This window comes from [Clostridium] symbiosum, from assembly GCA_036419695.1.
GTDB classification, from domain to species: domain Bacteria; phylum Bacillota; class Clostridia; order Lachnospirales; family Lachnospiraceae; genus Otoolea; species Otoolea symbiosa_A.
Genome location: CP143946.1, coordinates 2,420,939 through 2,442,943, shown reverse-complemented (window position 1 = coordinate 2,442,943; position 22,005 = coordinate 2,420,939). Strand labels below are relative to the sequence as shown.

The following is a 22,005-nucleotide window of genomic DNA, read 5'->3' as shown; positions in this document are numbered from 1 at the left end:
CCTGCCGATTGATATACAATATAGGGTGTCTTAGGCACTCTATGGACAGAAAGGATGAGTGATAGACATGCCAGAGAACGCGAAGTACGCCAACGTCAAGATGCCTGCGGCGTTCCTCACGCCGCACGAGTTCACCGCCAAGGACGGTCGAACTTTCGAGAAGGCCTACGTTCATTTCCCGGAGGGCACCAAGGTCAACGGCATCGACCTCGGCCACTACTCCTGCGACGTGTTCCTCAACGAGCGCATGAAGCAGCAGATGCTCTCCGGCGAGCAGGTCACCATCGGCTTCAAGGCCGATGAACCTGTTCAGGTCTGGACGGGCAAGGCCGGTGATGAGCAGAACCCGTACAAGAAGTACGAGGTCAAGCCTTGGGATTTGGTCAAGGGCCTCAAGGCAGCCAACGAGGGCTTCAAGGCCGAGAAGGCAGCTGAGCGCGAGGCTGCCAAGGAGCAGGGCGCGACCCTCAAGGGCGAGTCCGAGCAGATGCGCGAGTCCTCCGCCAAGCTGGCCGGGGACAACACGCCCGAGGAGCACGCCAACACCCGCTAGGGTCCAAGGAAGGGGGAATACGGTAGATGAAGGTCGAGGTGCTTTTCAAGAGCCACCGCTACGAGGAGTTCGATTCGTCCACGCAGACGTGCTCGGAGCCGTATCGCGGCAAGGGGCTGAACGTCCTCACCGACTGGAACCTCTATCTCGGCTCCCTTGAGGAGAACGGCATCATCCTCGTGCAGCACTGGTATGACGGGAACCCGGCATCCTCCCAAGGCAAGGTGACCTTGGAGGGGGTCGAGGTTCCCGCCTCCGTGCGCAAGGTCGGGTGCGCCATGCTGCTCGTCTCCCCTGACGAGCTGGACGAAATCGTGTGGCTCAAGAAGGACGGCGAGAAGCTACTTTGGCGCGAGGGCGAAGACCTCATCAACGGAGAGCGCTTCTTCGCGCAGGAGCAGCTTTGCTACTCCGATGAGACCACCAAGTCCATCAACCGCCGCGCCGTGGCGGTCTACGATTACCTCGCGAACGCCCATCCGACATGGGACGAGGAGGAGGTGGCCGAGAGCATGGGCTACACCGCATCGGCCATCCGCCGCATCCGAGATGCGGAGCTATGCCAAGACCCCGAGTTCATCGAGGTCGAGGACGAAGATGACACCGAGGAGGCCGACGTGGATGCCGAGGGCGGTATCGGCGGCTACAACTTCGGTTAGAGATAGCAATCAGGCAAACCACCAAGCAATCAAGAAAGGAGTCTTTCATGGAACGAATCTTCTGCAAGATTAAACGCGTGAAGCGCAAGCTCGATGGCAAGCGCATCACCGCCAAAGTCATGTCAGCCGTGCTCATCGCCAGCTCCATGCTCAACGCGTTCGCGCCCGTCGCGGCATACGCAGCCGAGCCGGAGCTTGCGACCGTCTCGCTCTCCGAGACCCAGCATGGCAAGCTCTCCTTCGACGGCACCGAGGACATGACTCTGGCCGTCGAGGTCGGCACCGATGTCACGGTGAACGTCACCCCGGATGAGGGGTACTTCTCCGACGGCATCACCGTGTTCAAGGGTGAGGAAGACGGCACCGCCGTCGATGTCAAAGAGGGCAAGGCCACCTTCACCGTCGAGGGAGACACCATCGTCACCTCCACCTTCTACGCGAATGGAACTCCCGGCTCAGCGCCCTTTAAGGCCGTCGATGTCGATGAGGGCAAGGCATTCACCAGCATCGAGGGCTTCATCCGCGAACATGCAGATGCCCAGTACGTCGGCGAGGGCGATGAGCTGACCCGCGCGGACGTGCTCACCGTCACCACCTCCGTGGTCGATGGCGGCAAACTCCCCGACGCGACTCTCGACAAGCTCTGGGCTGATGAGGACGGTGACGGCTTCTCCGAGCATTGGGATGCGCTTCTCTCCCAACCGGTCTCCCACGCCGTGCTCTTCGAGGTTGACCCGGATGCCGACTACTACGTCGGTTGGGCCGGTGCCGACATCTCAGGCGCAAAACTCACCGACTGGGGCGCTTCCGAGAACAACGCCGACGCGAAGATGCGCGAGGGTTTCATCGTGGACGAGGCCACCGGCCTCGTATATGTGCCCAAGTCCTACACCGAACTGAACGACAAGGGCGAGCCGATGGTGGCCTCCTCTCGAATCCAGCTCGTCTATACCGTCGAGAATGAGTCCGCCGAGGCGGCTTTCGATTTCAACAGCACCGTCAACGACGTGCGCGGCGACGTGGCCGGTAAGGGCAAGGTATCCCTTCCCGTGACCGCCGCGTCTACCAAGGTCACCCTAGCGACCGACGATGTGGCGCTTGAATCCCTGACCGGGCGCACCATCGACAGCGTTACGGTCAACGGCATCGAGTACACGCCCGACATGGGAATGTGGCAGTACGATGCGGATACCGGTTCGCTTGAGTTCGCCATGGCCCCGGCGGGCATCCACGCCATGAACGTGAAGATGTCCGACAACTTCGGCAAGGGGGTCGCCAGCTTCTTCCGCATGCCCGAACCCCGCATGTCAGTGAACAACATCGGCACGTGGGAGTTCAAGAGCGCCCCTTGGGCCGGTCAGACATTCATCACCCGTGGAAAGAACGCCTACACCGGGCGCAACGTTCCCGGATACACGCTTCCGGCAGTCGAGAACCCCGGCGGCGGTAGGTACGAGAACAAGACAATCAATCAGGCCATGGGTTGGCAGGGCGTCGATGTCTCCCGCCTCCAAGCGGGCAACTACTCCATCGAGCGCACCGCTGAGATTTACGCCCAAGACAACGGAACGGTAAAAATCAACACGCCCGCTAAGCTGGCGCTCACCTGCGGCCATGTCGGCGTGAACCCGAGTTTCGGCTATGACCCGAACTACAACGAGCCAGCCGCCTCCGAAGACCAATACGGCCAGCACGTCCGCGTCTTCTCTGTATCCGGTAACGAGGCGATTGTTGGTGTGACAGTTCCCACATCCCATACTCAGGCGGGAGCGGGATTCTTCCGCATCGGATGGCGTGTTCTCGCCGGTCACATCAACCTGCACAAGACCAGCGCCAACCCCGACATCACCAATGGCAACGACTGCTACTCCCTTGAGGGGGCGGAGTTCACCGTCCTCAATGCGACTGGGCAGACCATGGGCGTGCTGCGCACGAACTCCAACGGCGACACCAACACCCTTGAGCTTCCCGAGGGCACCTACACGGTGCGCGAAACCAAGCCGCCGAAGGGCTATCTGCCCGCACCCGACCAGCAGGTCACGGTCCACGGCGGACAGACCACCACGGTGCAGGTGGCAGACAAGCCCTCTGGCGACCCGATGCGCATGGTCATCGGCAAGTATGACGGCGATAAGGAGTACAACGCCAACAACTTGCCGCAGGGTTCCGCATCCCTTGAGGGCGCGGAGTTCACCATCGAGTACTTCGACACCGTGGATTACGATAATTATGATGCCCTCAAAAAAGCCGGTGTGAAGCCGACTCGTAGTTGGGTGTTCAGAACCAACGCGAATGGCTTTGCATACTTTGATAAGACTTTCTTTGTTTCAGGTGATGACTTCTATCTTTCTGAAAGCGGAAGCATTACTATGCCTCGTGGTTCCGTGGCCGCATACGAATCCAAGGCTCCGACCGGTTACAAGTTGAATCCCGAGGTGAATTTCCAGAAGATTCAGGAGAAGCCTCTTGATGGTGTCACGACCTTCAACCTTCCTGAAATCCCGGAGACGGTGATTCGCGGTGGCGTGTCCGTCCAGAAGCTCGACTCCGAGACCGGACAGACCCCGCAGGGCGGTGCTAATTTCAGCGGCATCACCTTCTCCATCATCAACGACAACCCCAACGCAGTCACGGTCGATGGCAAGAGCCACAACCCCGGTCAGACGGTGAAGACCATCGTCACTGACAAGAACGGCGTGGCGAAGACCTCTGCGGACTGCCTGCCTTACGGCAAGTACATCATCCGCGAGACGGCCACCAACGACGATTACCTCAACACCTCCAACGAGATGCGAGTGACGGTCTCTGAGGACGGTAAGATGTATTCCTTCACCGCCAAGGATGACATTGTTCGCGGTGGCGTGAAAATTACCAAGCATGACATCGAGACCGGCACCGGCGACCCGCTCGGCGGCGCGTCCCTCGACGGCACGAAGTTCGAGATTAAGACCCTCAACGAGAAGCCCGTCATCGTCTCCGGCGTGACCTATACCAAGGGTCAGGTCGTTCATGCCCTAACCATCAAGGATGGCGAAGCGAGCACCAGTGCTCATCTGCTGCCCTTCGGTCTCTACTCCATTCAGGAGGTCAAGGCCGGTGAGGGTTACCTGCTCACCGACGGCGAGCCGCATGAGTTCCGCATCGCCAAGGACGGCGTGCTGGTGAACCCCTTCGACGGCGCGTTCGAGAATCAGGTCATGCGCAGCGACCTTGAGTTCACCAAGAAGGGCGATGACGGCCAAGACCGCCTCGCCGGAGTGGCCTTCAAGCTCACCTCCAAGACCACCGGCGAGAGCCATGTGGTCGTGACGGATGAAAATGGCTACTTCTCCTCCGCCTCCTCTTGGAACAAGCACACCCATGAGACCAACGCCAACGACTGGGCGCTGGCTGCCGAGGGTGTCATCGACAGCTCCAAGCTGGATGCCACCGCAGGTGTCTGGTTCGGCGGCACCACGCCGGATGACTCCAAGGGCGCACTGCCCTACGACACCTACCTCATCGAGGAGCTTCGCTGCTCCGCCAACGAGGGCTATCAGCTCATCGAGACATCGGTCATCGTGAGCCGCGACGGCAAGGTGTACGACTTCGGCACCCTCACCGACGTGAAGGCCTCCATCACCACCAAGGCCTACGACCCGATGGATGGTGACTCGAACATCGGCATGGGTAACTTCCTCACGATTGAGGACAAGGTGGCCTACGCCAACCTCTTCCCCGGTCGCAACTACAAGCTGGTCGCGGAGCTGCACGATGCCAAGACCGGCGACCTGCTGTCCGGGGACGTGACGGAGCACACCTTCACGGCTCAGGAGCCTAGCGGTTTCGAGGTCGTTTCCATCAATGTTCCCGAGACTTATCAACATGCCGGTGAGACCATCACGGTCTACGAGAAGCTGTACGACGAGGGCGGTTCCCTCATCGCCAAGCACACCGACAAGGACGACGTGAACCAGCAGGTCACGGTCATCGCCCCTGAAATCGGCACCACCGCAGTGGATGGCGCGGACGGCGATAAGCTCGTCTCCACCGACGATGCGGCAACGGTGGTCGATACCGTCCATTACAAGAATCTCATCCCCGGGCGCAGCTACGCCCTCGTCGGTGCCCTCCTCGTGAAGAAGACCGCCGAGGATGGCGAGGTCACCGGTGAACCCCTTATGGTCGATGGCGCTCCCGTGGTGTCCTACACCACCTTCACGCCCGAGACCGCAGACGGCGATGCCGATGTGACCTTCACCTTCGACTCGCTGGCGCTCAAGGACGGCACCCAGCTCGTGGCTGCCGAAGTGCTCTTCGGCATTCCCTTGGAGCCAAGTGACCTCACCGAGCCTGATGCCGACGCGCTGCTCAAATTGATGGAGAATGCCGAAGACGTCTCCACTTTCCTCGCCAAGCACTTCGACATCGAGGATTTGGGCCAGACGGTCACCATCAAGAACCCCAAGATTGCCACCACCGCGCTGGATGGCATCGACAACGACAAGAACGTGGTCACCGACAGCGAGACGGTCATCGTGGATACCGTCGAGTACCACAACCTCGTCCCCGGCAAGGAATACACCCTCAAGGGTTCCATGCAGGTGAAGGGCGAGAAGGACGGCAAGCCCGTAGCGACGCCCCTTGAGGTGGGCGGCGAAGCCGTCACCGCAGAGACCACCTTCACCCCCGAGGCCGCACACGGCACGGTCAACGTGACCTTCGCCTTCGACTCCCGCGACCTTGAGGACGGCACCCAGCTCGTGGTGTTCGAGAACCTTGAGCGAAACGGCAATGTGCTCGTGACCCATGAGGACATCGAGGACATCAACCAGATGGTGGTCGTGACCGTCCCCGGTATCTCCACCTCCGCACGCGATGGTATCGACGGCGACAAGGATGTTGTCGTGGATGACGCGACCACGGTCATCGACACCGTGGAGTACAAGAACCTCGTCCCCGGCAAGGAGTACACCCTGAACGGCAAGCTCTATTCCAAGAGCACCGGCAAGCCCCTGATGGTGGGCGACAAGCCCGTCACGGGTCAGACCACCTTCACGCCTGAGAAGGCCGACGGCAAGGTCGAGGTGACCTTTACCTTCGACTCCCGTACCATCGCCGACAAGACGGACATCGTGGTCTTCGAGAGCCTTGTGCGCTCCGGCACCGAGCTTGCGTCCCACGCCGACATCGACGATAAGAACCAGACCGTCACCGTGACCCATCCTGAAATCGGCACCACTGCCGTGGATGGCGCGGATGGCGACAAGAACGTCATCACCGATGACACCACCGAGGTCATCGACACCGTGGAGTACACGGGACTCATCCCCGGCAAGGAGTACACCTTGAAGGGTACCCTCCATGTGAAGGTGACCGACGAGGAGGGCAACGTCACGGAGAAGGCTCTTGAGGTGGACGGCAAGCCCGTCACCGCAGAGACCACCTTCACGCCTGAGAAGGCCGACGGCAAGGTCGATGTGGTGTTCCACTTCAACTCTCTGACCATTCCCCACGACACGGAAATCGTGGCCTTCGAGTCCCTTGAGAAGAACGGCGTTGAAATCGCCGCCCATGCGGACATCAAGGACAAGGCGCAGACCGTCACGGTCAAGCACCCGTTCATCACCACCTCCGCACTGGACGGCATCGACGGCGACAAGAACATCGTCACCGATGACGAGACGGTCATCGTGGACACCGTGAAATACTCCGGCCTCATCCCCGGCAAGGAGTACACCTTGAAGGGTGCCATGCAGGTGAAGAAGTCCGATGAGGACGGCAACCTCACGGCGGAGCCTCTTGAGGTGGATGGCGAGCCGGTGACGGCTGAGACCACCTTCACGCCTGAGACCGCCAGCGGCGAGGTCGAGGTGACCTTCACCTTCGACTCCCGCACCATCGCCGACAAGACGGACATCGTGGTCTTCGAGTCCCTTGAGCGCACCGGTGTTGAAATCGCCAGCCATGCGGACATCGAGGACGGCAAGCAGACCACCACGGTCACCCGTCCGCAAATCGGCACTACCGCGCTGGACGGCCATGACGGCGACAAGAACGTCGTGACCGACGGCAAGACCACGGTCATCGACACCGTGGAGTACAAGAACGTCATCCCCGGCAAGACCTACACCTTGAAGGGCAGCCTCCATGTGAAGGTGACCGACGAGGAGGGCAACGTCACGGAGAAGGCTCTTGAGGTGGACGGCAAGCCCGTCACCGCAGAGACCACCTTCACGCCCGAGAAGAGCGACGGCAAGGTCGAGGTGACCTTCACCTTCGACTCCGCCGGCATCCCGCAGGACACCGAGATGGTCGCATTCGAGAGCCTTGAGAAGAACGGCGTCGAGCTTGTGGCCCACGCCGACATCGAGGACGGCAAGCAGACCACGACCGCCCATGTGACGGGCATCTCCACCACGGCCACCGACGGCCTCGATGGGGACAAGAACGTCATCGCGGATGCGGAGACCACCATCACCGATGAGGTGGCCTACGAGAACGCCCTGACCGGCATCGGTTACACCATGACCGGTATCCTCATGGATGCCGAGACCGGCCTTCCCATCCTCACGGGCGAGGGCAGCGAGAAGTACACCGAGGCGGATGTCGCGGCGTTCATGCAGCAGCTCCTCGACGTGCTCGGACTCTCCGCGCAGGATGAGGATGAGGGTATCGCCGACATCGTGGTCTCCGATGAGACCGCCGAGGACGGTTCGGTGAAGAAGTCCCAGACCGTGCGCGTCCATGCGGACGGCACCTTCGAGGTCATCGACACCACCTATGAGACCGATGAGGACGGCCTGACCTCCGCCACCGTGGACACCACCGGCAAGGTGGGCTACGATGCCCTGACCGATGAGCAGAAGGAAGCCGTCTCCGACGTGGCCGTGCTCAAGGACTCCGGTATCGTGCTCAACTACTCCGCCACCGGCGAGCTGCCGGTGTCCATCGACATGGATACCCTCGGCAAGTTCATCGCCGACAACGAAGACCTCATCTCCCATCTGGTCTACCAGACCGCCGAGTTCACCCCGGAGAAGTACGACGGCACCGTGACCATGGACTTCCACTTCAACGCCAACGATGTCATCGACCGCCTCGGCGGCGAGACCAAGGACATCGTGGTTTTCGAGGTTATGTCCAAGAACGCGGTCGCGGATGAGGAGGGTTCCGCCCCCGTCATCGTCGCCTCCGAATGCGACCTCGACTCCGAGGAGCAGACCGTGAACCTCGTGCCCACCGTCATCGGCACCACCGCTACGGACAAGTCCGACGGCGACCACACGCTGATGGCCGGTAAGGATGCGGTAATCACCGACCGCGTGACCTACGAGGGCCTGATTCCGGGCAAGGAATACACCCTCAAGGCGACGCTCATGGACAAGAAGACCGGCGAGATGCTGTCCATCAACGACCAGCACGTCACCGCCGAACTCAAGTTCACGCCCAACAGCCAGAACGGCACCATCGACATCGACCTCGGCAAGTTCGACGCCTCCTCCCTCGACGGCCACGACCTCGTGGTGTTCGAGGAGCTGTACAAGCAGACCGAGCAGGGCAACGAGGCCACCGAGGTTCTGGTCGCCGAGCACAAGGACATCGACGATGAGGGGCAGACGGTCACCGTGACCACCACGCCTCCCGGCGGGTTCTTCGGCAAGACCGGCGGCAACGACTTCTTCATCGTGGTCTCCATCGCGGCACTCGCCGTGCTCGCGTGCGGCTGCGCCTACTACGGCATCAAGAACCGTCGCGCCGCGAAGGCCGAGGATGCCGCAGCCGATGAAGGCGACGACACTGACAACGGGGATGTCTCGGGCGACTCCGAGGCCTAACCCACTGCACATGTTGCGGGCGCTCCGTCCATGCGAATGGGGAGCGCCCGCCCTATCCCAGAAAGGGGGACACCCATGGATGACAAGAACCGTCTGAACGACGGAGAGAAACCGCAGACCCCCGCCGACCGCGAGGCCAAGGCCAAGCGCCGCATCCTCGTCGGTATCGCGGCGGGTGCCCTGCTCGTCGTCGGTCTCATCACCGGCGGCATCTACCTGTCCGGCAGGCAGGGTGGCACGCCCACAGCTCCCGGCTCTGGCACCCCGACTAGCCAGCAGGAGCAAGTCGATGGCGAGAAGCCCTGCGAGCACGACTGGACGGTCACCTACAAGACGGTGCATCACGACGCGGTGACCCACACCGAGAACGTCCCACCGGTCTACGAGGCCAAGACCAGCTACCACACCGTGTGCAACGACTGCCAGCAGACCATCGACGGCATCGCCGATGCGCATATCAAGGACACCGGTCACTCCGGTTACTCCACCAACGTGCCCATCACCGGCGAGGTGCTGGTGAGCGAGGGCTTCACCCGCGAGGTCACCGATTCCCCGGCCTACGATGAGTCCGTGCCGGACAAGCTCGTCTGCACGCTCTGCGGCGAGGAGAAACCGGCGACTGCCGAGTAGCGACCCTCTCCTTTTCAAGACCCGGCATCCTGCAATCGGGGTGCCGGGTCTTTCTCATGGAGACGATTCAAAAGCCAGAAACGACGGATGATATGATTAGAAGCTAGGAGGTGAACAGAATTGAAGAAGAGAACGAAATCGCGCATAGCTTTCGCGGCCTCAGCTGTCTTCCTGCTGAGCGCCGCAGCGATGTTCGCCTTCCTCCTCTATTGCAGGCAGGCGGCGCATACACCGCCCTCGCCAGACGCGGCCACCGAGTCCACGGTGGAGGACGGCGATGGGTTTCCTGCGGTCGATTGGGATTACTGGCAGGACATCAACCCGGATGTCATCGGCTGGGTCACCATCCCCGGCACCACCGTGGACTCCCCCATCCTGCAAGCCCATGGAGACGCCCCCGGCTATTACCTCAAGCACGACGTGTACGGCAACTACAACCCAGCCGGTGCCATCTACCTTGATGCCGATTGCGAGGAGCTGGGGCTGTCCAGCCGCAACGCCGTCATCTTGGGGCATCATTTCTGGAACGACAAGAAGGTGGCCCCCATGGGAACCGTCGCCGATTACAAGGACGAGGACTTCGCCCGCGAGCACGCCCGCGTGCTCATCCAGACCCCGACCTCGAAGATGACCTACGAGGCGCGGTTCGCGCAGATAGTCAACGGTCGCGAGCGCAACAAGCGCATCGACTTCGAGGGTGAGGCGGACTTCCGCGCATGGTACGGCGAATCGCGTGCGAACGCCGCCATGGTGCTCGATGTTGAGACGGAACCGGGTCAGGTCATCTCGCTCGTCACCTGCTCCTATAACATCTGGGTCGATAACGAGCGCACCGTCCTCGTCACGAGTATGCAAGAAACGGCCAAGAATCAAGCCGAAAATACGCAAATCGCACCAGACGCATCCTGAGACCGTTCCAGGCGGTTTGCCATGTTGCCGGGGGCTGAACTCGACACCATCCTCCCAAGACCCCGCAGAAACGATTCTGTGGGGTCGTTTTTTCTTCAACCACCGAAAATCGGCGTCAGGTGGCCCGCCACGCGCGTTGATATAATGATGCCATCGGCTGACGCGGAAAGGACTAAAATGAAAGAGCAGAAGAAATCGAAGTCGCTTGAAATCGTGGAGAAACAGCGTGCGCTTGTGGTCGAGAAGATTATCGAGGACATGAAACGCGACGGACTCCATTGGTCGGAACCCTACATCCCCTCCCTCAGTCCCCACAACCCGGTATCCGGCACGGTGTATCAGGGCGGCAACCGCTTCCATCTCGGTTTCGTGGGCTACATGCGCGGGTTCACGGACAACCGTTGGTGCACCTTCAACCAGATTCGCGATAGCGGCTGGCACCTCAAGAAGGGGGCCAAGGCCGCGCTCATCGAGAAATGGCGCGAGTTCTCCATCAAGGAGGAGAACAAGGACACGGGTGAGAAGGAGGTCACCGGCCACTACCTGCGCTGCGTGGGCTATTGGAACGTCTTCAACGCCAGCGAGATTGAGGGCATCCCCGCCCCACCGGCACCGGAGCATGTGAGCGACCGCACCGCCGCTATCGCGGACGACCTCATCCTCTCCTCCCGGTGCCCTATCGTGGAATCCATGCGCTATCAGGGGAGCGCCGGTTACGCCCCCGGCTCCGACCGCATCCTCATCGCCCCGCGCGAGACCTTCCTATCGGATGAGACGTTCACTCGCGTACTCCTGCACGAGATGACCCATTCGACCGGACACCCCTCCGCCCTCAATCGCGGCTGCAACACTGACTTCGGAAGCCCCGAGTACGCGCAGGAGGAGCTTGTGGCCGAACTCGGCTCCCTTTTCCTCTCCGCAGACCTCGGCATCCAGAACACCGACTACGAGGGCGAGCATTACGAGAACCACGTCTCCTACCTGCAATCGTGGATGCACGCGCTGGAAGACGACCCATCATACCTGTTCAAGGCGGCGGCGAAGGCCGATAAGGCGGGCACCCTCATCATCGGGCGCTACAACGATGTCTTGGAGAAGCGCCGCGACCGCGACGTGGAACGTGCACCCGAGAAGGTGTCCCTCAAGGGCGAAGTCACAGCCATGAAGGACGCGGCGAAGAGCCATGACGGTAGAAAACAGTTGTGGAAATGGCTGAAATGTAGTATAATAGTAGTGTAGAAAACTATCAACATTAGAAGTAGAAAGGCACTATAAGCGAGGTGAAGGAGGATGAAATATATGCCGAAAGTGATTGAACCGACTCCATGGAGCTTCACCATCGAGTTCGATGAGAACAAGGCGAAACGCAATGGGTACGACATCGAAACACTCTACGATTACACGGACAGGAACCTCTCTCGGTACGGATGTATCCGCATCGCTCAAGGGACTTGGAAGGCGACTGACGGCGATGAGGTCGAGTCGCAGTGCCTCGCGTTGTCACTGTTGTCCAGAACCGGATGGGTCATGCGTAATATCAAGTCCATGACCGCTTTTGAGGACGACTGCGATGAGCAGGTTGACTACCTTGATGTCTTGCGCCGCAACAATCCAGAGCGCTTATACGCATGACGGCGATGATGTACCATGTCGCACAAACGCAAGGCATTCAATTTCGATTTGGATAACGAGAAGCTAGAGGAGTTATATCCATCTCCTTCTGGTAGCACCACGAGTTACAACAACGCATGGTCGAAAATCAAGGCTTTCATGGAGGCCAACGGATTCGAGCATTCCCAGTATTCGGGATACGAATCTATCCATGGAATGTCCTATGCCGACGCATTCTCGGTTTTGGAGAGACTGCAAGCGACGTTCCCATGGTTCAGGGAATGCGCCCAAGCTGCAACCCTCACCGAAATCGGCAAGCGCCATGATGTCCTTGAGCACCTTGACCATATCAATGATGAGGTGGAACTTCCAGATGAGCCTGAACCTCATGCAACCCTTCAATCTGAGATGAAGGCCATGAGGAAAGCAGCAAGAGCATTAGAGAATAACACCGGGCAAAATCGAGAAGCACCGGTAAAGAATAACGAACGATAAGTACTAAGCGAGGTGAGGAAAGGTGAAATACGAGATTCTTGACGGACGTTACAAAGTTCCCGTACTGACCAAAGAATGGAAAGCGATGTGGTTCGTACTTGGAATGTTCTTTCAATATATCGCGGTAATCTATGCCCTCATCTTCTATCGTCTGAAATATCGAAATCTTCCGACGGTCGCAAAAGTCGCAACCAAATGGTCTGCCATCGGTTCATGGCTCATGTTCGGAGTCGTAATTTGTGGATACTATATCTTCGCCTTGTGCCATTGAGGGCATTCAACTAGATACGTCTTTCGTTCGGGTTTCCATATGACCTGCATGAAGCCCCGGTATAAACCGGGGCTTTTCCTTTGCATGAAATCGGCGCGGAGCCGTTGTCAACGGGAGCGTGGAATACCGGAGCCTTGGCGAGGATATGCCGCGAAAGCCCGTTTACAGAAGGCTCACGGGGAATCCTCTCGGTGAAGGAAAGGAGGCCTCCTGCTTTCCCTGCTCTCCGGCGAGGATGGGTTCGGGTGAAACCCGAGATACGGGTCAAGGGACGCGTCCCTTGCGGGGTTCGGGATGGAATCCCGAAATGAAGGACATTGCTTCTGTGAAAACTGATATATGACAAAGCCCCTGACAATCAGAGTCAGGGGCTTTTCTATACGAACATATCTGTATGCTCTATTTGGTGGCGGGACATCCAGAACACTTGTAACCAGTAGTCACCGTCTCATCCCAAGCATTGCTTACGAGAATCTGTTCATCCCATGCTGGTGAAGTCTCGATATATTTATTGCTATGCGATACGCAACTGCCTCCATTGAGAAAAGATTGTTCCATATGCCCTGCTACGTTACCTGTAATGTCCGCACCGCACTGATTGCAAATATCTCGACATTCAACCACCGCATCATGATGAATTGTCTTGTACTGCGCATCGTGATGCACAACCGTTGTCTGGGGAAGCCAATTATGAGTGTGCTGCGGCTTGCTCCCGCCGCCACCATTGCTTGACCCACCGTTGGAGCCGGAGTTCCCTCCATTGACAGCGTTATCGCCATTACCGCCGGTCTCGGGCTTGGACGCACCTGCGTTCCCGCCTGACGCCTCCTCGGCCTTCTGGCCCTCCTCATCGACCTTGTCCTTGTCGGCGTTCGGGTTTGCCTTGGCGTTCTCCTTGACCAGCTCGATGACCTTGGTGCCGTTCGCGCCGGTCAGGGTCCCGTCGCCCTTCTTCACGGCATCGCCGACGGACTTCACGATGGCGTTGAGCGCATCCGCGTCGGCCTTGTCAGGCGCGATGGGCTTGAACTCGAAGGGCAGCTCATCCCCCGCGTCCTTCCCATCCTTTTCCTCGACCTCGGACTTCACCTTGGCGGTCTTGGGGACCTCGTAGGTGGAGCCGTCCTTGTCCACGGGGCTGATGAAGGAGACCTCGTACTCGCCCTCTGCTGGCACGTCGAGCGCGTGCGGCTCGTTCGCGTCGTAGGCGTGGTAGTAGTCCACCTTCTCTTCCTTGTTCACGATGTGGGCGATGACCGGCGAGGACTCGCCCTTCACCCAGCCGTCCGCCTTGGCACCGAGCTGGATGACCTGCTGCTCCTGCTTCTCAGTCTGCTCGATGGGCGTAGGCTCCTTCGGCTCCGGCTTTTGCGAAGCCGCGTACCAGACACCGCCTCCGATGAGGGCGATTGCCAGCAGCCCGCCGAGTCCGGCCATCACGGCCTTCTTCTTGTCGAACTCATGGCCGAAGAGCACGATGATGCCCTTCTTCCCATCCTCATCCCCCTCGGTGGGGACGTGCGGCATCTGCTGCGTGCCCATCTCCTGCTTATCCTTATCGAAATCCTTCTTGTCTTCCATGACCAATCTTCCTTTCAATCCCGCGCCGCGAGCGCGGCGCATTCTTCAATTTGAACCTATATGTATGCTCCCGCATCATCCGCACAAGGCGAAATCATGCGCATCTTCGAGCCTGCGTGTCACGAGAACATCTGCCAGACGATGTGAACCAAGATGAACAGCACGAGCATGAGCGCCGTCCACTTGAGGAAATGGAACATGCGGTCAGGCAGGGTGACCATTGCAAGGCGCTCGATGCGCCGCTTTGACTCCAAGACCATCGTGTCGATGGCCTTCTTGCTGCGCTGCGTCGCCTCGTCTATATTGCGAAGAGTTATCTCCTGCGCTTTCTCCTGCGCCTTGTTCACGCCATTGAGCGCGGCCTGCTCTGCGGAATGGGTCTCGTCCTTGGCGCTGTTGTACAACTCCTCGACCCTATCAACCAGATTGCGCATCTCATAGAGCGTCTGGTCCATCTTCTTCACGGCCTGATTGACCTCGGCCCTCTGGGCATCCACGCTCTCCTTGAGCTTCTTCACGGAACCGGAGAGCCTTCGGTAATCGCTGAGGTCATCGGCCTTCTCCTCGTTCTCGCCAACCAGCTTGCGGCCTGCGGCACGCATCTCACGCGCCTCCTCGCTGAGGTTCCTGACTCCGCTGATGTGCGTCTCGACGCGCTCGTCATCGCGTTCCATATCCTCCCCTTGTCCTAGAGATTCCTTGAGGTGCTTCGCGCTATATGCCATGCCGTCGCGCCCCCTTCTCGCCCACCAGTCTGGTGCGGGTGTGGAAATCATCGCCTATGAGACCGGTTCGCATGAAGTTCTGCAAGGCATCGGCCACGGTGATGGCGGTCTGGCCGTCATCACATTGGGCCACGCAACACCAGTTGCCCGGTCGGTGCTCCAATGCGTGGGCGCGGCGCACCTCCACGACCCACTTCTCCGTCGCCTGTTCCTTACTCATAGAACTCCTCCTGCTCGTGATAATCCTCGCAACTGATATATTCCGGGCAGTTGGAAGGGTCGATGCGGCATCCATCCAAATCGGTGTATTCGCATCCCAGATTTCTGCCGAGCCAATGGGCGCAATCCACCTCCCTGCATTCTTTGTCAGCCATTCGTTCTCCTTTCCATGCAATAGTATTATACCATACTATATCAATAGTAAACTACTTTTCTCCAATTTTACCCATCTCCGACCGAAGCTCGAAGATGTTCGCCAAGATGAAGGCGATGCCGAAGTGGGTCATGGCATCCGACCCATCGGGTCCGCCGCTGAGCCACCGAGCTATCGCGATGAGTGCCCAGATGGCGGCTATCGCGTACCAGAGGATGCTTTGGATGTGGTCGCCGTCCACCTTACTCATCGGTGCGGACCTCCCCGTTCTTCCTCATCTTATGACGCATCACCTGTATGGCACGCACGCTCCTGCCGGTCATGCGGGAGATTTCCCTATCGGGAATGTCGTGTTCCATAACCAGCCTCCTCTCCCAATCCCGCCACCTCGTGTGGCGGACCTCATCGTCACCGGGGCACAGGGCGTAGTTCCTCTTCCGTTGTCGGTTGCGGTACTCCCTTGCCCTCTCGCTGTCCGCGAAGTTCTTCAATGTCTTCGGCATCTATGAATCCTCCAACATCTTCAACGCGTTAGGTATCCGTTCCATGACCTGCTGAACCGTACCCGCCATCACCTCCTTATCAATGGACGCGGCAGTTCCATCGCTGTATCAACTCGGGTACGAACTCGTCGGTCATCTCAGCACCGCAATGGATGCAGGTGATGCCGAACAGAGGTGGCGACTTGCGCGTCGCCGGTCTGACCTCGCCGAGCATGGGTTCACTCCCGCAAAAGGGGCAGGGCTTCAAGATGTACTCGCTCATATCCTCCACCTCCTATCGTCAGTTGACATTGAACTGGTACTCTCCCCAGCTGCCCTCCGGCACATGGATGCGCGTCTGATGCTCGACCTCCCGACACTCGCCCTTCATATCGAAAGCGAAGAATGGCGAACGCGTGACATCATAGTTGCGCACCACATCGACCTCCTCGACGCGGGCATCCTCCTCAGTCGAGTCAAATATCAACTTCACCTCATCGACTTTATAACGCCTCTTCCCGTACCCGCCATCTCCATCAGAAACCATCAACGTGTAGTAATCGTCCTCATTGATTTCACCGCTCACCCCGCCGGTGCCCATGAACGAATGACCGCCGATATGACCTGAGATGTAGCTGTTCCCGTCGAGCGACGCAATCTGAACCGACTCCTCGACCTCGACCGATTCATCCCTCAACTCGAAGCTCTCGGTCACGGAACCCGTCAAAATGAACAAGACCGGCACAGCGGCGATAAGACAGGAGAAGTACCATGAGCCATTCCCCGCCCTTCTCGCATCATCGGATGCGTAATGACGCGCATCGTATGTAGATTCATATACGCATGCGAGTACGATGGCAATAAAGCCCAACACCACCACGGATGCGAACATCCAGTCCGGCTCTCTCATCTTTCATCCCCTGTTCGTCTTCTCGGTACCAAATGTCCTTTTTGGTGCCCTATTGTTGAACTTCGCGAGTGTCGCCTTGGCTTCCATTTCCAGCTCCTCGAGACTTCTCTCAATCGACGTCTTATTCTGTTCCTTTTCCGCCTCGATTTCGACGATTTCTGCATCGCTTATGAAGAAGTGGCTCAGGATGTCATCTCGAATCGACGGGGGCATATCGTCGAAGGTCTCCTCCTTGAACCGCACCAATGTCAGCGCTCCCGCAAACACCGATGTCAGCGCAACCGAGTCCATCACGTTGCGAAGCGGGCGCGGTACCTCCTCCACCAATTGCGGCATACTTATATGCAACACCATGTAGGCTGTCGCAAAGGCGACGCAGAACAGTGCCCTCCGCGCGGTCGCTCTACTTCTCTCACCCTCTTTCTCGTAAAACCAGCGCCGCGCCGCCACCCAATCGCATCGGTCAATCGCCGCCTTGTACCCGTACAGGCACATATACGCCCGGAACGCCTCGGCGCGTTCATCGCTGTATGCAAGCTCAACCACGACCTACTCCTCTTTCATCAAATTCCAGTATCGGAAAGGCTCGCGCCACATCTTCATGACCACGGCTCCGATTGCCCTGTCCGGGCACACCTCAGCGAACAGCCGCTTCGACGGCCTCACCCCGTCCCGCTCCCACAACTTCCTCAGAACCCCCATGGTGACGAGCACCGCATCCAGGGCATCGTCTGGCGTGAGGAAGTAATCTTTGCCGTAAAGGGTCTCCCCATAGATGAAAATGGTGCCGGTGGAGGCTTCACGAATCACCTTGTTCATGATGACCATTGTGGCATGTGCCCACGCTTTGCGTCTGCGCTTCTCGATGATGTTCATTGTGCCTCCGCCCTAATACATGAGGAACGAGCCGCACTTCGGGCAGAAGGTCGCCACGTCCTCGGCCAAGATGTCGAACTGCGGTTCCGTCACCTCATCCAAATCGGTCATGTCCTGCGCGATGACACCCGCCCAGCCGCAGTGCGAACACCAGATGCCATCGACCGGGTTGGCCGAGGACTTGTTAGCGGAGTTCACGCGCGGCACGTACCTGCGTCTCTTGAAGCGCGAGGATTCGTGGCTGACCTCGATGTGCTCGGGCCACTCATCCTCGCGCCAATTACCGGGAAGAATCTCGTTCAGATACATCAACGCCCCTCTCATGGTCGTGTGTGTTGCTACTATTGTAGCATACCATAAACCTACCAATGTGGAGATGTTGGGCATCTTCACGGGGCCGCTACTTAACGCACGTCCGGTCGCTCATGCCCGCGCTCATCCTTGCCCATGGACGGTGCTTCGCGGCGCGGCTGGGTACCGGACCCGCTCGTGCCTCCGCCCTTCTTGGGCTTGCGTGCATAGGGAACCTCGGAAGCCATCTCGACGCGCAGCTCGTCGGCACCGCGACGATATGCGAGCCACAGGCGCTTCACCTCGGGGTCGTCCATGACCTCCTTGGGCGGGCGCTTGAGTTCGAGCTTCGGGAACGCGGCGAGGGCAGTGCCCTCCAAGCCATGCGCCTTCTTGCGGTAATCGAGGTAGGTCTTCCTCATGTCCTCTAGGTAGGCATCGCGGATGCCGGTGACGCGCTGGCGCTCGGCTTCGACTGCCGCTCGGGCCTCGGCGATTTCCGCGCCCTTGGCCTCGATGTCCGCTTCCACGTTCTGCAAGAACCGCTCCTCAAGGCCGTTCGCGTTCAGGTCGGCATCGAGCTTCGCGAGGGAGAAGGAGTATTTGGAGTTGTCGGTGTCGGTGACGTAGAGCCTGCCCTTGCGGAACTGGGTGTCAACGCCCCAGCCCTCAAGCATCTCACGGTACTCGTAGATGTTCTCGGCCTTGTCGGCTGCGAGACGGCACAGCTCGCGCAGGTTCATCTTGTAGGACTCTCCCCCGCGCCCCTCAATCTCCTTCTCCACCTTCGACGGTTGCTTCTTATGGACGGAGGAATTGCGCTCATCGCGCTCCACCTGCTTCAAGCCCCATGCCTTGTCCATCTTGCGGATGCGGGAGGCACGTTCGACCTTGGCCGACTTGCTGAGGCCTTCGGCGAGACGCTTCCCCGTTGAGAGGTCGCTGCGGTTGATGACCATATGGACTGCGTAACGATGGGTCTTATCCTCTTTGCAGTATTCGTTATGTAATGCAAGAACCACCTGTTGATTGGGGTAATGCCTCCGCACGTACTCCTTCGCGTATCTCATGCAGTCCTCCGGCGTGAGCTTGCCGCCGTTGATGTCGCATTCATCCGGGAGGAAGGCGAGAATCTGATGGTACATAATCGTGTTCTTGGCCTGCACTAGCTCACCGGTCTTCTTGTCGCGGACGCGGCGTGCCGCCTTATCATGCCCGAAGGCTTTTCTGGTCTCCTCCATGAAGGTCGCCCAACGGTTGAGGTTCTTGCAATCCTCCATGTTCTGCGAATCGCGGAGGAGAACCTTCTTGTCATCGTTGATGTAGGCGCGGAGGTTGCGCTGATGTCCCTTCTCCGTGACGGCACGCTGTTTGATGATAGTCATTGGTCATTCCTCCTTCCTACACGCTTCGCGTTTCCCTGCCTCAATTCCCCGCACATCAAAGTGAAACCCCTTCACGGGAAAACCCTCTCTAATCGCGCTAGTTATATAGGCAGCTTTGCATCCAATGGAGATTGCCGCATCGTCTGCACTTTCAAACAGTTCTCCGGTCTCAAGGCAGACAATAGGTTTACTTCTCTTATATCCGCCGCGCTTATGTTCAAAGAGTAGGTCATCCGGCTTCGGTTCATCCGCATAGTAGTAATGCAATCCATGAATGGAATATCCCTTATTCAGCGCTCTCCATAATCTCCTGCCATCACATCCCAGTGACTTCTCCACAGCATTCACGCTATCGAAGTGCTCTGATGTCTCAAGGCAAATAACCGGTCTCTTTTTTCCCCGTCCTCTCCTATCACTCGCGATAAAGAAAGACTTTTCCGGTTTCTCCTCACCTGCAAAATAGAAATGCAGTCCATTTGCCGTGACCCCAATCTTAGCTGCCCGTGAAATACACTGATATGAGATACCGACTGCATCCGCCGCTTCTCTAAGGCTATTGAATGATTCACCTGTCTCCAAGCAGACAACGGATTTTTTATTCACTGGCATCTTGCTCATTGCCGACCTCCTTCGTTGTATATCTCGGCGGTTGCTTCGCGTGAATCTGCGAGTTTGCCGCGCCGTTCCTCACTTGACGCAACCCCCAGCTCATATCCATCGCGCGGATTCTGTTAGCGTGCATCTTCGCCACGGCATCAGCGCGACCCTCGTTCATGCGCTTGCCGTTCGACAAATCGCTGCGGTTGATGAGGAGATGGACGACATAGTTCTCGATGCCGTCAGACACATAACGGTATTTGAGGACCGCGTAGACGACTTCATGAGTCGGGTAGTACTTCTCGATGTACTCCTTGGCGTAGGCCATGCAATCCTCCGGCGTGAGCTTCCCGCCGTTGATGTCACATTCATCTGGGAGGAATGCAAGAATCTGATGGTACATTATCGTGTTCTTGGCTTGCACCAGTTCGCCGGTCTTCTTATCACGGACATGGCGCGAGGGCTTGTCATGCCCGAACATCCTGCGTGTGCCTTCCATGAGGGAATCCCATTTGCGCCAAGACGCGGAGCCGCCGTTTATCGACGGCAAGAACTGCTCATCGCGAATCAGTATACGCTCGTCCTCGTTCATAAGTTTTCGCATGTCACCGCGCGTCGAGTTCGTGATTGCCCACTGCCGGATGATGGTCATCGGTAACTCACTCTCTTTAATCAAACGTATAGGTGTCTTTCCAATCCTGATACTGCTCTTCGGTTATCTCATTCTTTTTCAATTTGAGAGACATCTGAAACCACTTATCCATCGCCTCTTCCATCTTCTTGCTACCTGCTACGACCTCTCCATAGCAATTTATAACAATGCCAAATTGGTCTTCTGCCCTGAACAGCGCGTGAAGCAACTCAAGTTCAGTCGTAATATTACACGTGTCGAAACATTCAAGCGGAACGGCGAGTGCTTTGGCAATCCTCGCTATGCCATCTGCCTTGGGATAACGAGCACCAAGCTCATAGCTTCTCAGCGAAGATTCGCTGAGACCGCTTAGTTGTGCCAACTCCTTTTGGGTGAGGTTACGCCTCTTCCGCAGAGTCCTGATACTCCTCCCCATCGCCAGCGCCCTGTCTTTATGAGTCCCCATCTTCAATCTCCTCTTCCATATCGTCACTCAACCCCAAATTGACTACGACGTTTCCTTTCCGTGCCTCCTCTGCTATCGAGGACAGCGCCGCTTGAGTTTTCGCAAACACATCCCTCTCGTTGTCTAATATCGGGATGACATGGCTCTCGTTGAACGCATCAAGCCCGTAGGTGTTGCAAAACTTCATAAGCTGATTCAGGTTCACGCCGTGCTTGTGCAACTCGAAGAGCGTCTTGCCGAGAACCGAGGTGTCGATGACGTTGATGGTCAGGTTGTCCGAGTGGATGAGCGAGCTGCGCACGAAATCGGAAACGGTGAGGCCGACTTTCTTGGCTTTGCGTTTCAGGATTCGCCTCTCCTTGTCTGTCACTCGGACTTTCAGCCATATCTCTCTATTCTCCAATCACTTGTCCTCACTTTCATGAATCAGAACTTGTAAAACGGTGCCGCCGCCGTTTCCAAGTTCTGGGATTGCGAAAAGCCGCCTTTTCGCCAGTTGGAGAACGGTGGTCTGGTGCCTGTCTTTAGGTACCTGAGTATCGGTCGAGAACCCCCTTTCGGGTAGGCTCCTAAAGCCGTCCGAAAGCAAGATAGAAGGGTGGTTCAAATGCGGTTTTACCGCGTTTGTGGCCACACTTCTCACATCTTGCAACTCGAAGAGCGACCTTGGTCGGTGAGCACTGCTATTGTAGCAGTGCGAGAGCCTTCCCGGACGGGAAATAGGGGTGCCGCCGCCCCTATTT

The 22,005-nt window shown here is 58.2% G+C and carries 25 protein-coding genes; 9 read left to right on the top strand and 16 right to left on the bottom strand.

The window, feature by feature from the left end:
• Positions 1-67 precede the first annotated feature (67 nt).
• From V3C10_11275 to V3C10_11235, 9 genes are all read left to right on the top strand, one after another.
• On the top strand, positions 68-553 hold the full coding sequence (locus tag V3C10_11275) for a hypothetical protein (protein ID WVP64357.1): 486 nt from the start codon (positions 68-70) through the stop codon (positions 551-553).
• Between the two features lie 26 nt (positions 554-579).
• A complete protein-coding gene (locus V3C10_11270; GenBank protein ID WVP64356.1) occupies positions 580-1,212 on the top strand; it encodes a hypothetical protein in 633 nt (210 codons plus the stop codon).
• A 47-nt stretch (positions 1,213-1,259) separates the two neighbouring features.
• Positions 1,260-9,029 carry a VaFE repeat-containing surface-anchored protein gene (locus V3C10_11265; protein WVP64355.1) on the top strand — a complete coding sequence of 2,590 codons (7,770 nt, stop codon included), beginning with the start codon at positions 1,260-1,262 and terminating at the stop codon, positions 9,027-9,029.
• 75 nt (positions 9,030-9,104) lie between these two features.
• On the top strand, positions 9,105-9,659 hold the full coding sequence (locus V3C10_11260) for a hypothetical protein (GenBank protein WVP64354.1): 555 nt from the start codon (positions 9,105-9,107) through the stop codon (positions 9,657-9,659).
• 120 nt (positions 9,660-9,779) lie between these two features.
• Positions 9,780-10,568, top strand: a complete 789-nt coding sequence (locus V3C10_11255; protein WVP64353.1) for a class B sortase — start codon at positions 9,780-9,782, stop codon at positions 10,566-10,568.
• Positions 10,569-10,745: 177 nt separating this feature from the next.
• Positions 10,746-11,807: a zincin-like metallopeptidase domain-containing protein gene (locus V3C10_11250; protein ID WVP64352.1), complete on the top strand. Its 1,062-nt coding sequence runs from the start codon at positions 10,746-10,748 to the stop codon at positions 11,805-11,807.
• Between the two features lie 60 nt (positions 11,808-11,867).
• Positions 11,868-12,200 (top strand): hypothetical protein, encoded by a 333-nt coding sequence (locus tag V3C10_11245; GenBank protein ID WVP64351.1) that lies wholly within the window; start codon positions 11,868-11,870, stop codon positions 12,198-12,200.
• A gap of 15 nt (positions 12,201-12,215) precedes the next feature.
• Positions 12,216-12,674 carry a hypothetical protein gene (locus V3C10_11240; GenBank protein ID WVP64350.1) on the top strand — a complete coding sequence of 153 codons (459 nt, stop codon included), beginning with the start codon at positions 12,216-12,218 and terminating at the stop codon, positions 12,672-12,674.
• 22 nt (positions 12,675-12,696) lie between these two features.
• The gene (locus tag V3C10_11235) at positions 12,697-12,945 is read left to right on the top strand and encodes a hypothetical protein (protein WVP64349.1); all 249 of its coding nucleotides are present in this window, start codon (positions 12,697-12,699) and stop codon (positions 12,943-12,945) included.
• A 399-nt stretch (positions 12,946-13,344) separates the two neighbouring features.
• On the opposite strand, the gene V3C10_11230 is transcribed toward V3C10_11235, so the two are convergent.
• From V3C10_11230 to V3C10_11155, 16 genes are all read right to left on the bottom strand, one after another.
• Complete coding sequence (locus V3C10_11230) at positions 13,345-14,526, bottom strand: hypothetical protein (GenBank protein WVP64348.1); 1,182 nt, start codon at positions 14,524-14,526, stop codon at positions 13,345-13,347.
• A 119-nt stretch (positions 14,527-14,645) separates the two neighbouring features.
• The gene (locus V3C10_11225) at positions 14,646-15,251 is read right to left on the bottom strand and encodes a hypothetical protein (GenBank protein ID WVP64347.1); all 606 of its coding nucleotides are present in this window, start codon (positions 15,249-15,251) and stop codon (positions 14,646-14,648) included.
• Positions 15,241-15,471 (bottom strand): hypothetical protein, encoded by a 231-nt coding sequence (locus V3C10_11220; protein WVP64346.1) that lies wholly within the window; start codon positions 15,469-15,471, stop codon positions 15,241-15,243. The genes V3C10_11225 and V3C10_11220 overlap by 11 nt, the downstream gene beginning before the upstream one ends.
• On the bottom strand, positions 15,464-15,625 hold the full coding sequence (locus V3C10_11215; protein WVP64345.1) for a hypothetical protein: 162 nt from the start codon (positions 15,623-15,625) through the stop codon (positions 15,464-15,466). Before V3C10_11215 ends, V3C10_11220 begins: the two co-directional genes overlap by 8 nt.
• Positions 15,626-15,676: 51 nt before the next feature.
• Positions 15,677-15,874: a hypothetical protein gene (locus V3C10_11210; GenBank protein ID WVP64344.1), complete on the bottom strand. Its 198-nt coding sequence runs from the start codon at positions 15,872-15,874 to the stop codon at positions 15,677-15,679.
• Positions 15,867-16,127, bottom strand: a complete 261-nt coding sequence (locus V3C10_11205; GenBank protein WVP64343.1) for a hypothetical protein — start codon at positions 16,125-16,127, stop codon at positions 15,867-15,869. Before V3C10_11205 ends, V3C10_11210 begins: the two co-directional genes overlap by 8 nt.
• Positions 16,128-16,206: 79 nt before the next feature.
• Entirely contained in the window at positions 16,207-16,389 is a 183-nt protein-coding gene (locus V3C10_11200; GenBank protein WVP64342.1) for a Lar family restriction alleviation protein, read from the bottom strand.
• An 18-nt stretch (positions 16,390-16,407) separates the two neighbouring features.
• Positions 16,408-17,016 (bottom strand): hypothetical protein, encoded by a 609-nt coding sequence (locus tag V3C10_11195; GenBank protein ID WVP64341.1) that lies wholly within the window; start codon positions 17,014-17,016, stop codon positions 16,408-16,410.
• Positions 17,017-17,019: 3 nt separating this feature from the next.
• The gene (locus tag V3C10_11190) at positions 17,020-17,562 is read right to left on the bottom strand and encodes a hypothetical protein (GenBank protein WVP64340.1); all 543 of its coding nucleotides are present in this window, start codon (positions 17,560-17,562) and stop codon (positions 17,020-17,022) included.
• A 3-nt stretch (positions 17,563-17,565) separates the two neighbouring features.
• Positions 17,566-17,892: a hypothetical protein gene (locus V3C10_11185; GenBank protein ID WVP64339.1), complete on the bottom strand. Its 327-nt coding sequence runs from the start codon at positions 17,890-17,892 to the stop codon at positions 17,566-17,568.
• Positions 17,893-17,904: 12 nt separating this feature from the next.
• Positions 17,905-18,201 (bottom strand): hypothetical protein, encoded by a 297-nt coding sequence (locus tag V3C10_11180; protein ID WVP64338.1) that lies wholly within the window; start codon positions 18,199-18,201, stop codon positions 17,905-17,907.
• A gap of 95 nt (positions 18,202-18,296) precedes the next feature.
• Complete coding sequence (locus tag V3C10_11175; GenBank protein WVP64337.1) at positions 18,297-19,568, bottom strand: relaxase/mobilization nuclease domain-containing protein; 1,272 nt, start codon at positions 19,566-19,568, stop codon at positions 18,297-18,299.
• Between the two features lie 3 nt (positions 19,569-19,571).
• Positions 19,572-20,186 (bottom strand): NUMOD1 domain-containing DNA-binding protein, encoded by a 615-nt coding sequence (locus V3C10_11170; GenBank protein ID WVP64336.1) that lies wholly within the window; start codon positions 20,184-20,186, stop codon positions 19,572-19,574.
• Entirely contained in the window at positions 20,164-20,757 is a 594-nt protein-coding gene (locus tag V3C10_11165; GenBank protein WVP64335.1) for a hypothetical protein, read from the bottom strand. Before V3C10_11165 ends, V3C10_11170 begins: the two co-directional genes overlap by 23 nt.
• 76 nt (positions 20,758-20,833) lie before the next feature.
• On the bottom strand, positions 20,834-21,262 hold the full coding sequence (locus tag V3C10_11160) for a helix-turn-helix transcriptional regulator (protein WVP64334.1): 429 nt from the start codon (positions 21,260-21,262) through the stop codon (positions 20,834-20,836).
• The gene (locus V3C10_11155; GenBank protein WVP64333.1) at positions 21,249-21,665 is read right to left on the bottom strand and encodes a hypothetical protein; all 417 of its coding nucleotides are present in this window, start codon (positions 21,663-21,665) and stop codon (positions 21,249-21,251) included. The genes V3C10_11160 and V3C10_11155 overlap by 14 nt, the downstream gene beginning before the upstream one ends.
• Positions 21,666-22,005: the final 340 nt, after the last annotated feature.

What these genes read in the sequence shown, in the direction of transcription:
- V3C10_11275 (WVP64357.1), top strand. Translation starts at nt 68, where the DNA reads ATGCCAGAGAACGCGAAGTACGCCAACGTCAAGATGCCTGCGGCGTTC.
- V3C10_11270 (WVP64356.1), top strand. Translation starts at nt 580, where the DNA reads ATGAAGGTCGAGGTGCTTTTCAAGAGCCACCGCTACGAGGAGTTCGAT.
- V3C10_11265 (WVP64355.1), top strand. Translation starts at nt 1,260, where the DNA reads ATGGAACGAATCTTCTGCAAGATTAAACGCGTGAAGCGCAAGCTCGAT.
- V3C10_11260 (WVP64354.1), top strand. Translation starts at nt 9,105, where the DNA reads ATGGATGACAAGAACCGTCTGAACGACGGAGAGAAACCGCAGACCCCC.
- V3C10_11250 (WVP64352.1), top strand. Translation starts at nt 10,746, where the DNA reads ATGAAAGAGCAGAAGAAATCGAAGTCGCTTGAAATCGTGGAGAAACAG.
- V3C10_11245 (WVP64351.1), top strand. Translation starts at nt 11,868, where the DNA reads ATGCCGAAAGTGATTGAACCGACTCCATGGAGCTTCACCATCGAGTTC.
- V3C10_11240 (WVP64350.1), top strand. Translation starts at nt 12,216, where the DNA reads ATGTCGCACAAACGCAAGGCATTCAATTTCGATTTGGATAACGAGAAG.
- V3C10_11230 (WVP64348.1), bottom strand. Translation starts at nt 14,526, where the DNA reads ATGGAAGACAAGAAGGATTTCGATAAGGATAAGCAGGAGATGGGCACG.
- V3C10_11225 (WVP64347.1), bottom strand. Translation starts at nt 15,251, where the DNA reads ATGGCATATAGCGCGAAGCACCTCAAGGAATCTCTAGGACAAGGGGAG.
- V3C10_11220 (WVP64346.1), bottom strand. Translation starts at nt 15,471, where the DNA reads ATGAGTAAGGAACAGGCGACGGAGAAGTGGGTCGTGGAGGTGCGCCGC.
- V3C10_11215 (WVP64345.1), bottom strand. Translation starts at nt 15,625, where the DNA reads ATGGCTGACAAAGAATGCAGGGAGGTGGATTGCGCCCATTGGCTCGGC.
- V3C10_11210 (WVP64344.1), bottom strand. Translation starts at nt 15,874, where the DNA reads ATGAGTAAGGTGGACGGCGACCACATCCAAAGCATCCTCTGGTACGCG.
- V3C10_11205 (WVP64343.1), bottom strand. Translation starts at nt 16,127, where the DNA reads ATGCCGAAGACATTGAAGAACTTCGCGGACAGCGAGAGGGCAAGGGAG.
- V3C10_11200 (WVP64342.1), bottom strand. Translation starts at nt 16,389, where the DNA reads ATGAGCGAGTACATCTTGAAGCCCTGCCCCTTTTGCGGGAGTGAACCC.
- V3C10_11195 (WVP64341.1), bottom strand. Translation starts at nt 17,016, where the DNA reads ATGAGAGAGCCGGACTGGATGTTCGCATCCGTGGTGGTGTTGGGCTTT.
- V3C10_11185 (WVP64339.1), bottom strand. Translation starts at nt 17,892, where the DNA reads ATGAACATCATCGAGAAGCGCAGACGCAAAGCGTGGGCACATGCCACA.
- V3C10_11180 (WVP64338.1), bottom strand. Translation starts at nt 18,201, where the DNA reads ATGTATCTGAACGAGATTCTTCCCGGTAATTGGCGCGAGGATGAGTGG.
- V3C10_11175 (WVP64337.1), bottom strand. Translation starts at nt 19,568, where the DNA reads ATGACTATCATCAAACAGCGTGCCGTCACGGAGAAGGGACATCAGCGC.
- V3C10_11170 (WVP64336.1), bottom strand. Translation starts at nt 20,186, where the DNA reads ATGAGCAAGATGCCAGTGAATAAAAAATCCGTTGTCTGCTTGGAGACA.
- V3C10_11165 (WVP64335.1), bottom strand. Translation starts at nt 20,757, where the DNA reads ATGAACGAGGACGAGCGTATACTGATTCGCGATGAGCAGTTCTTGCCG.
- V3C10_11160 (WVP64334.1), bottom strand. Translation starts at nt 21,262, where the DNA reads ATGGGGACTCATAAAGACAGGGCGCTGGCGATGGGGAGGAGTATCAGG.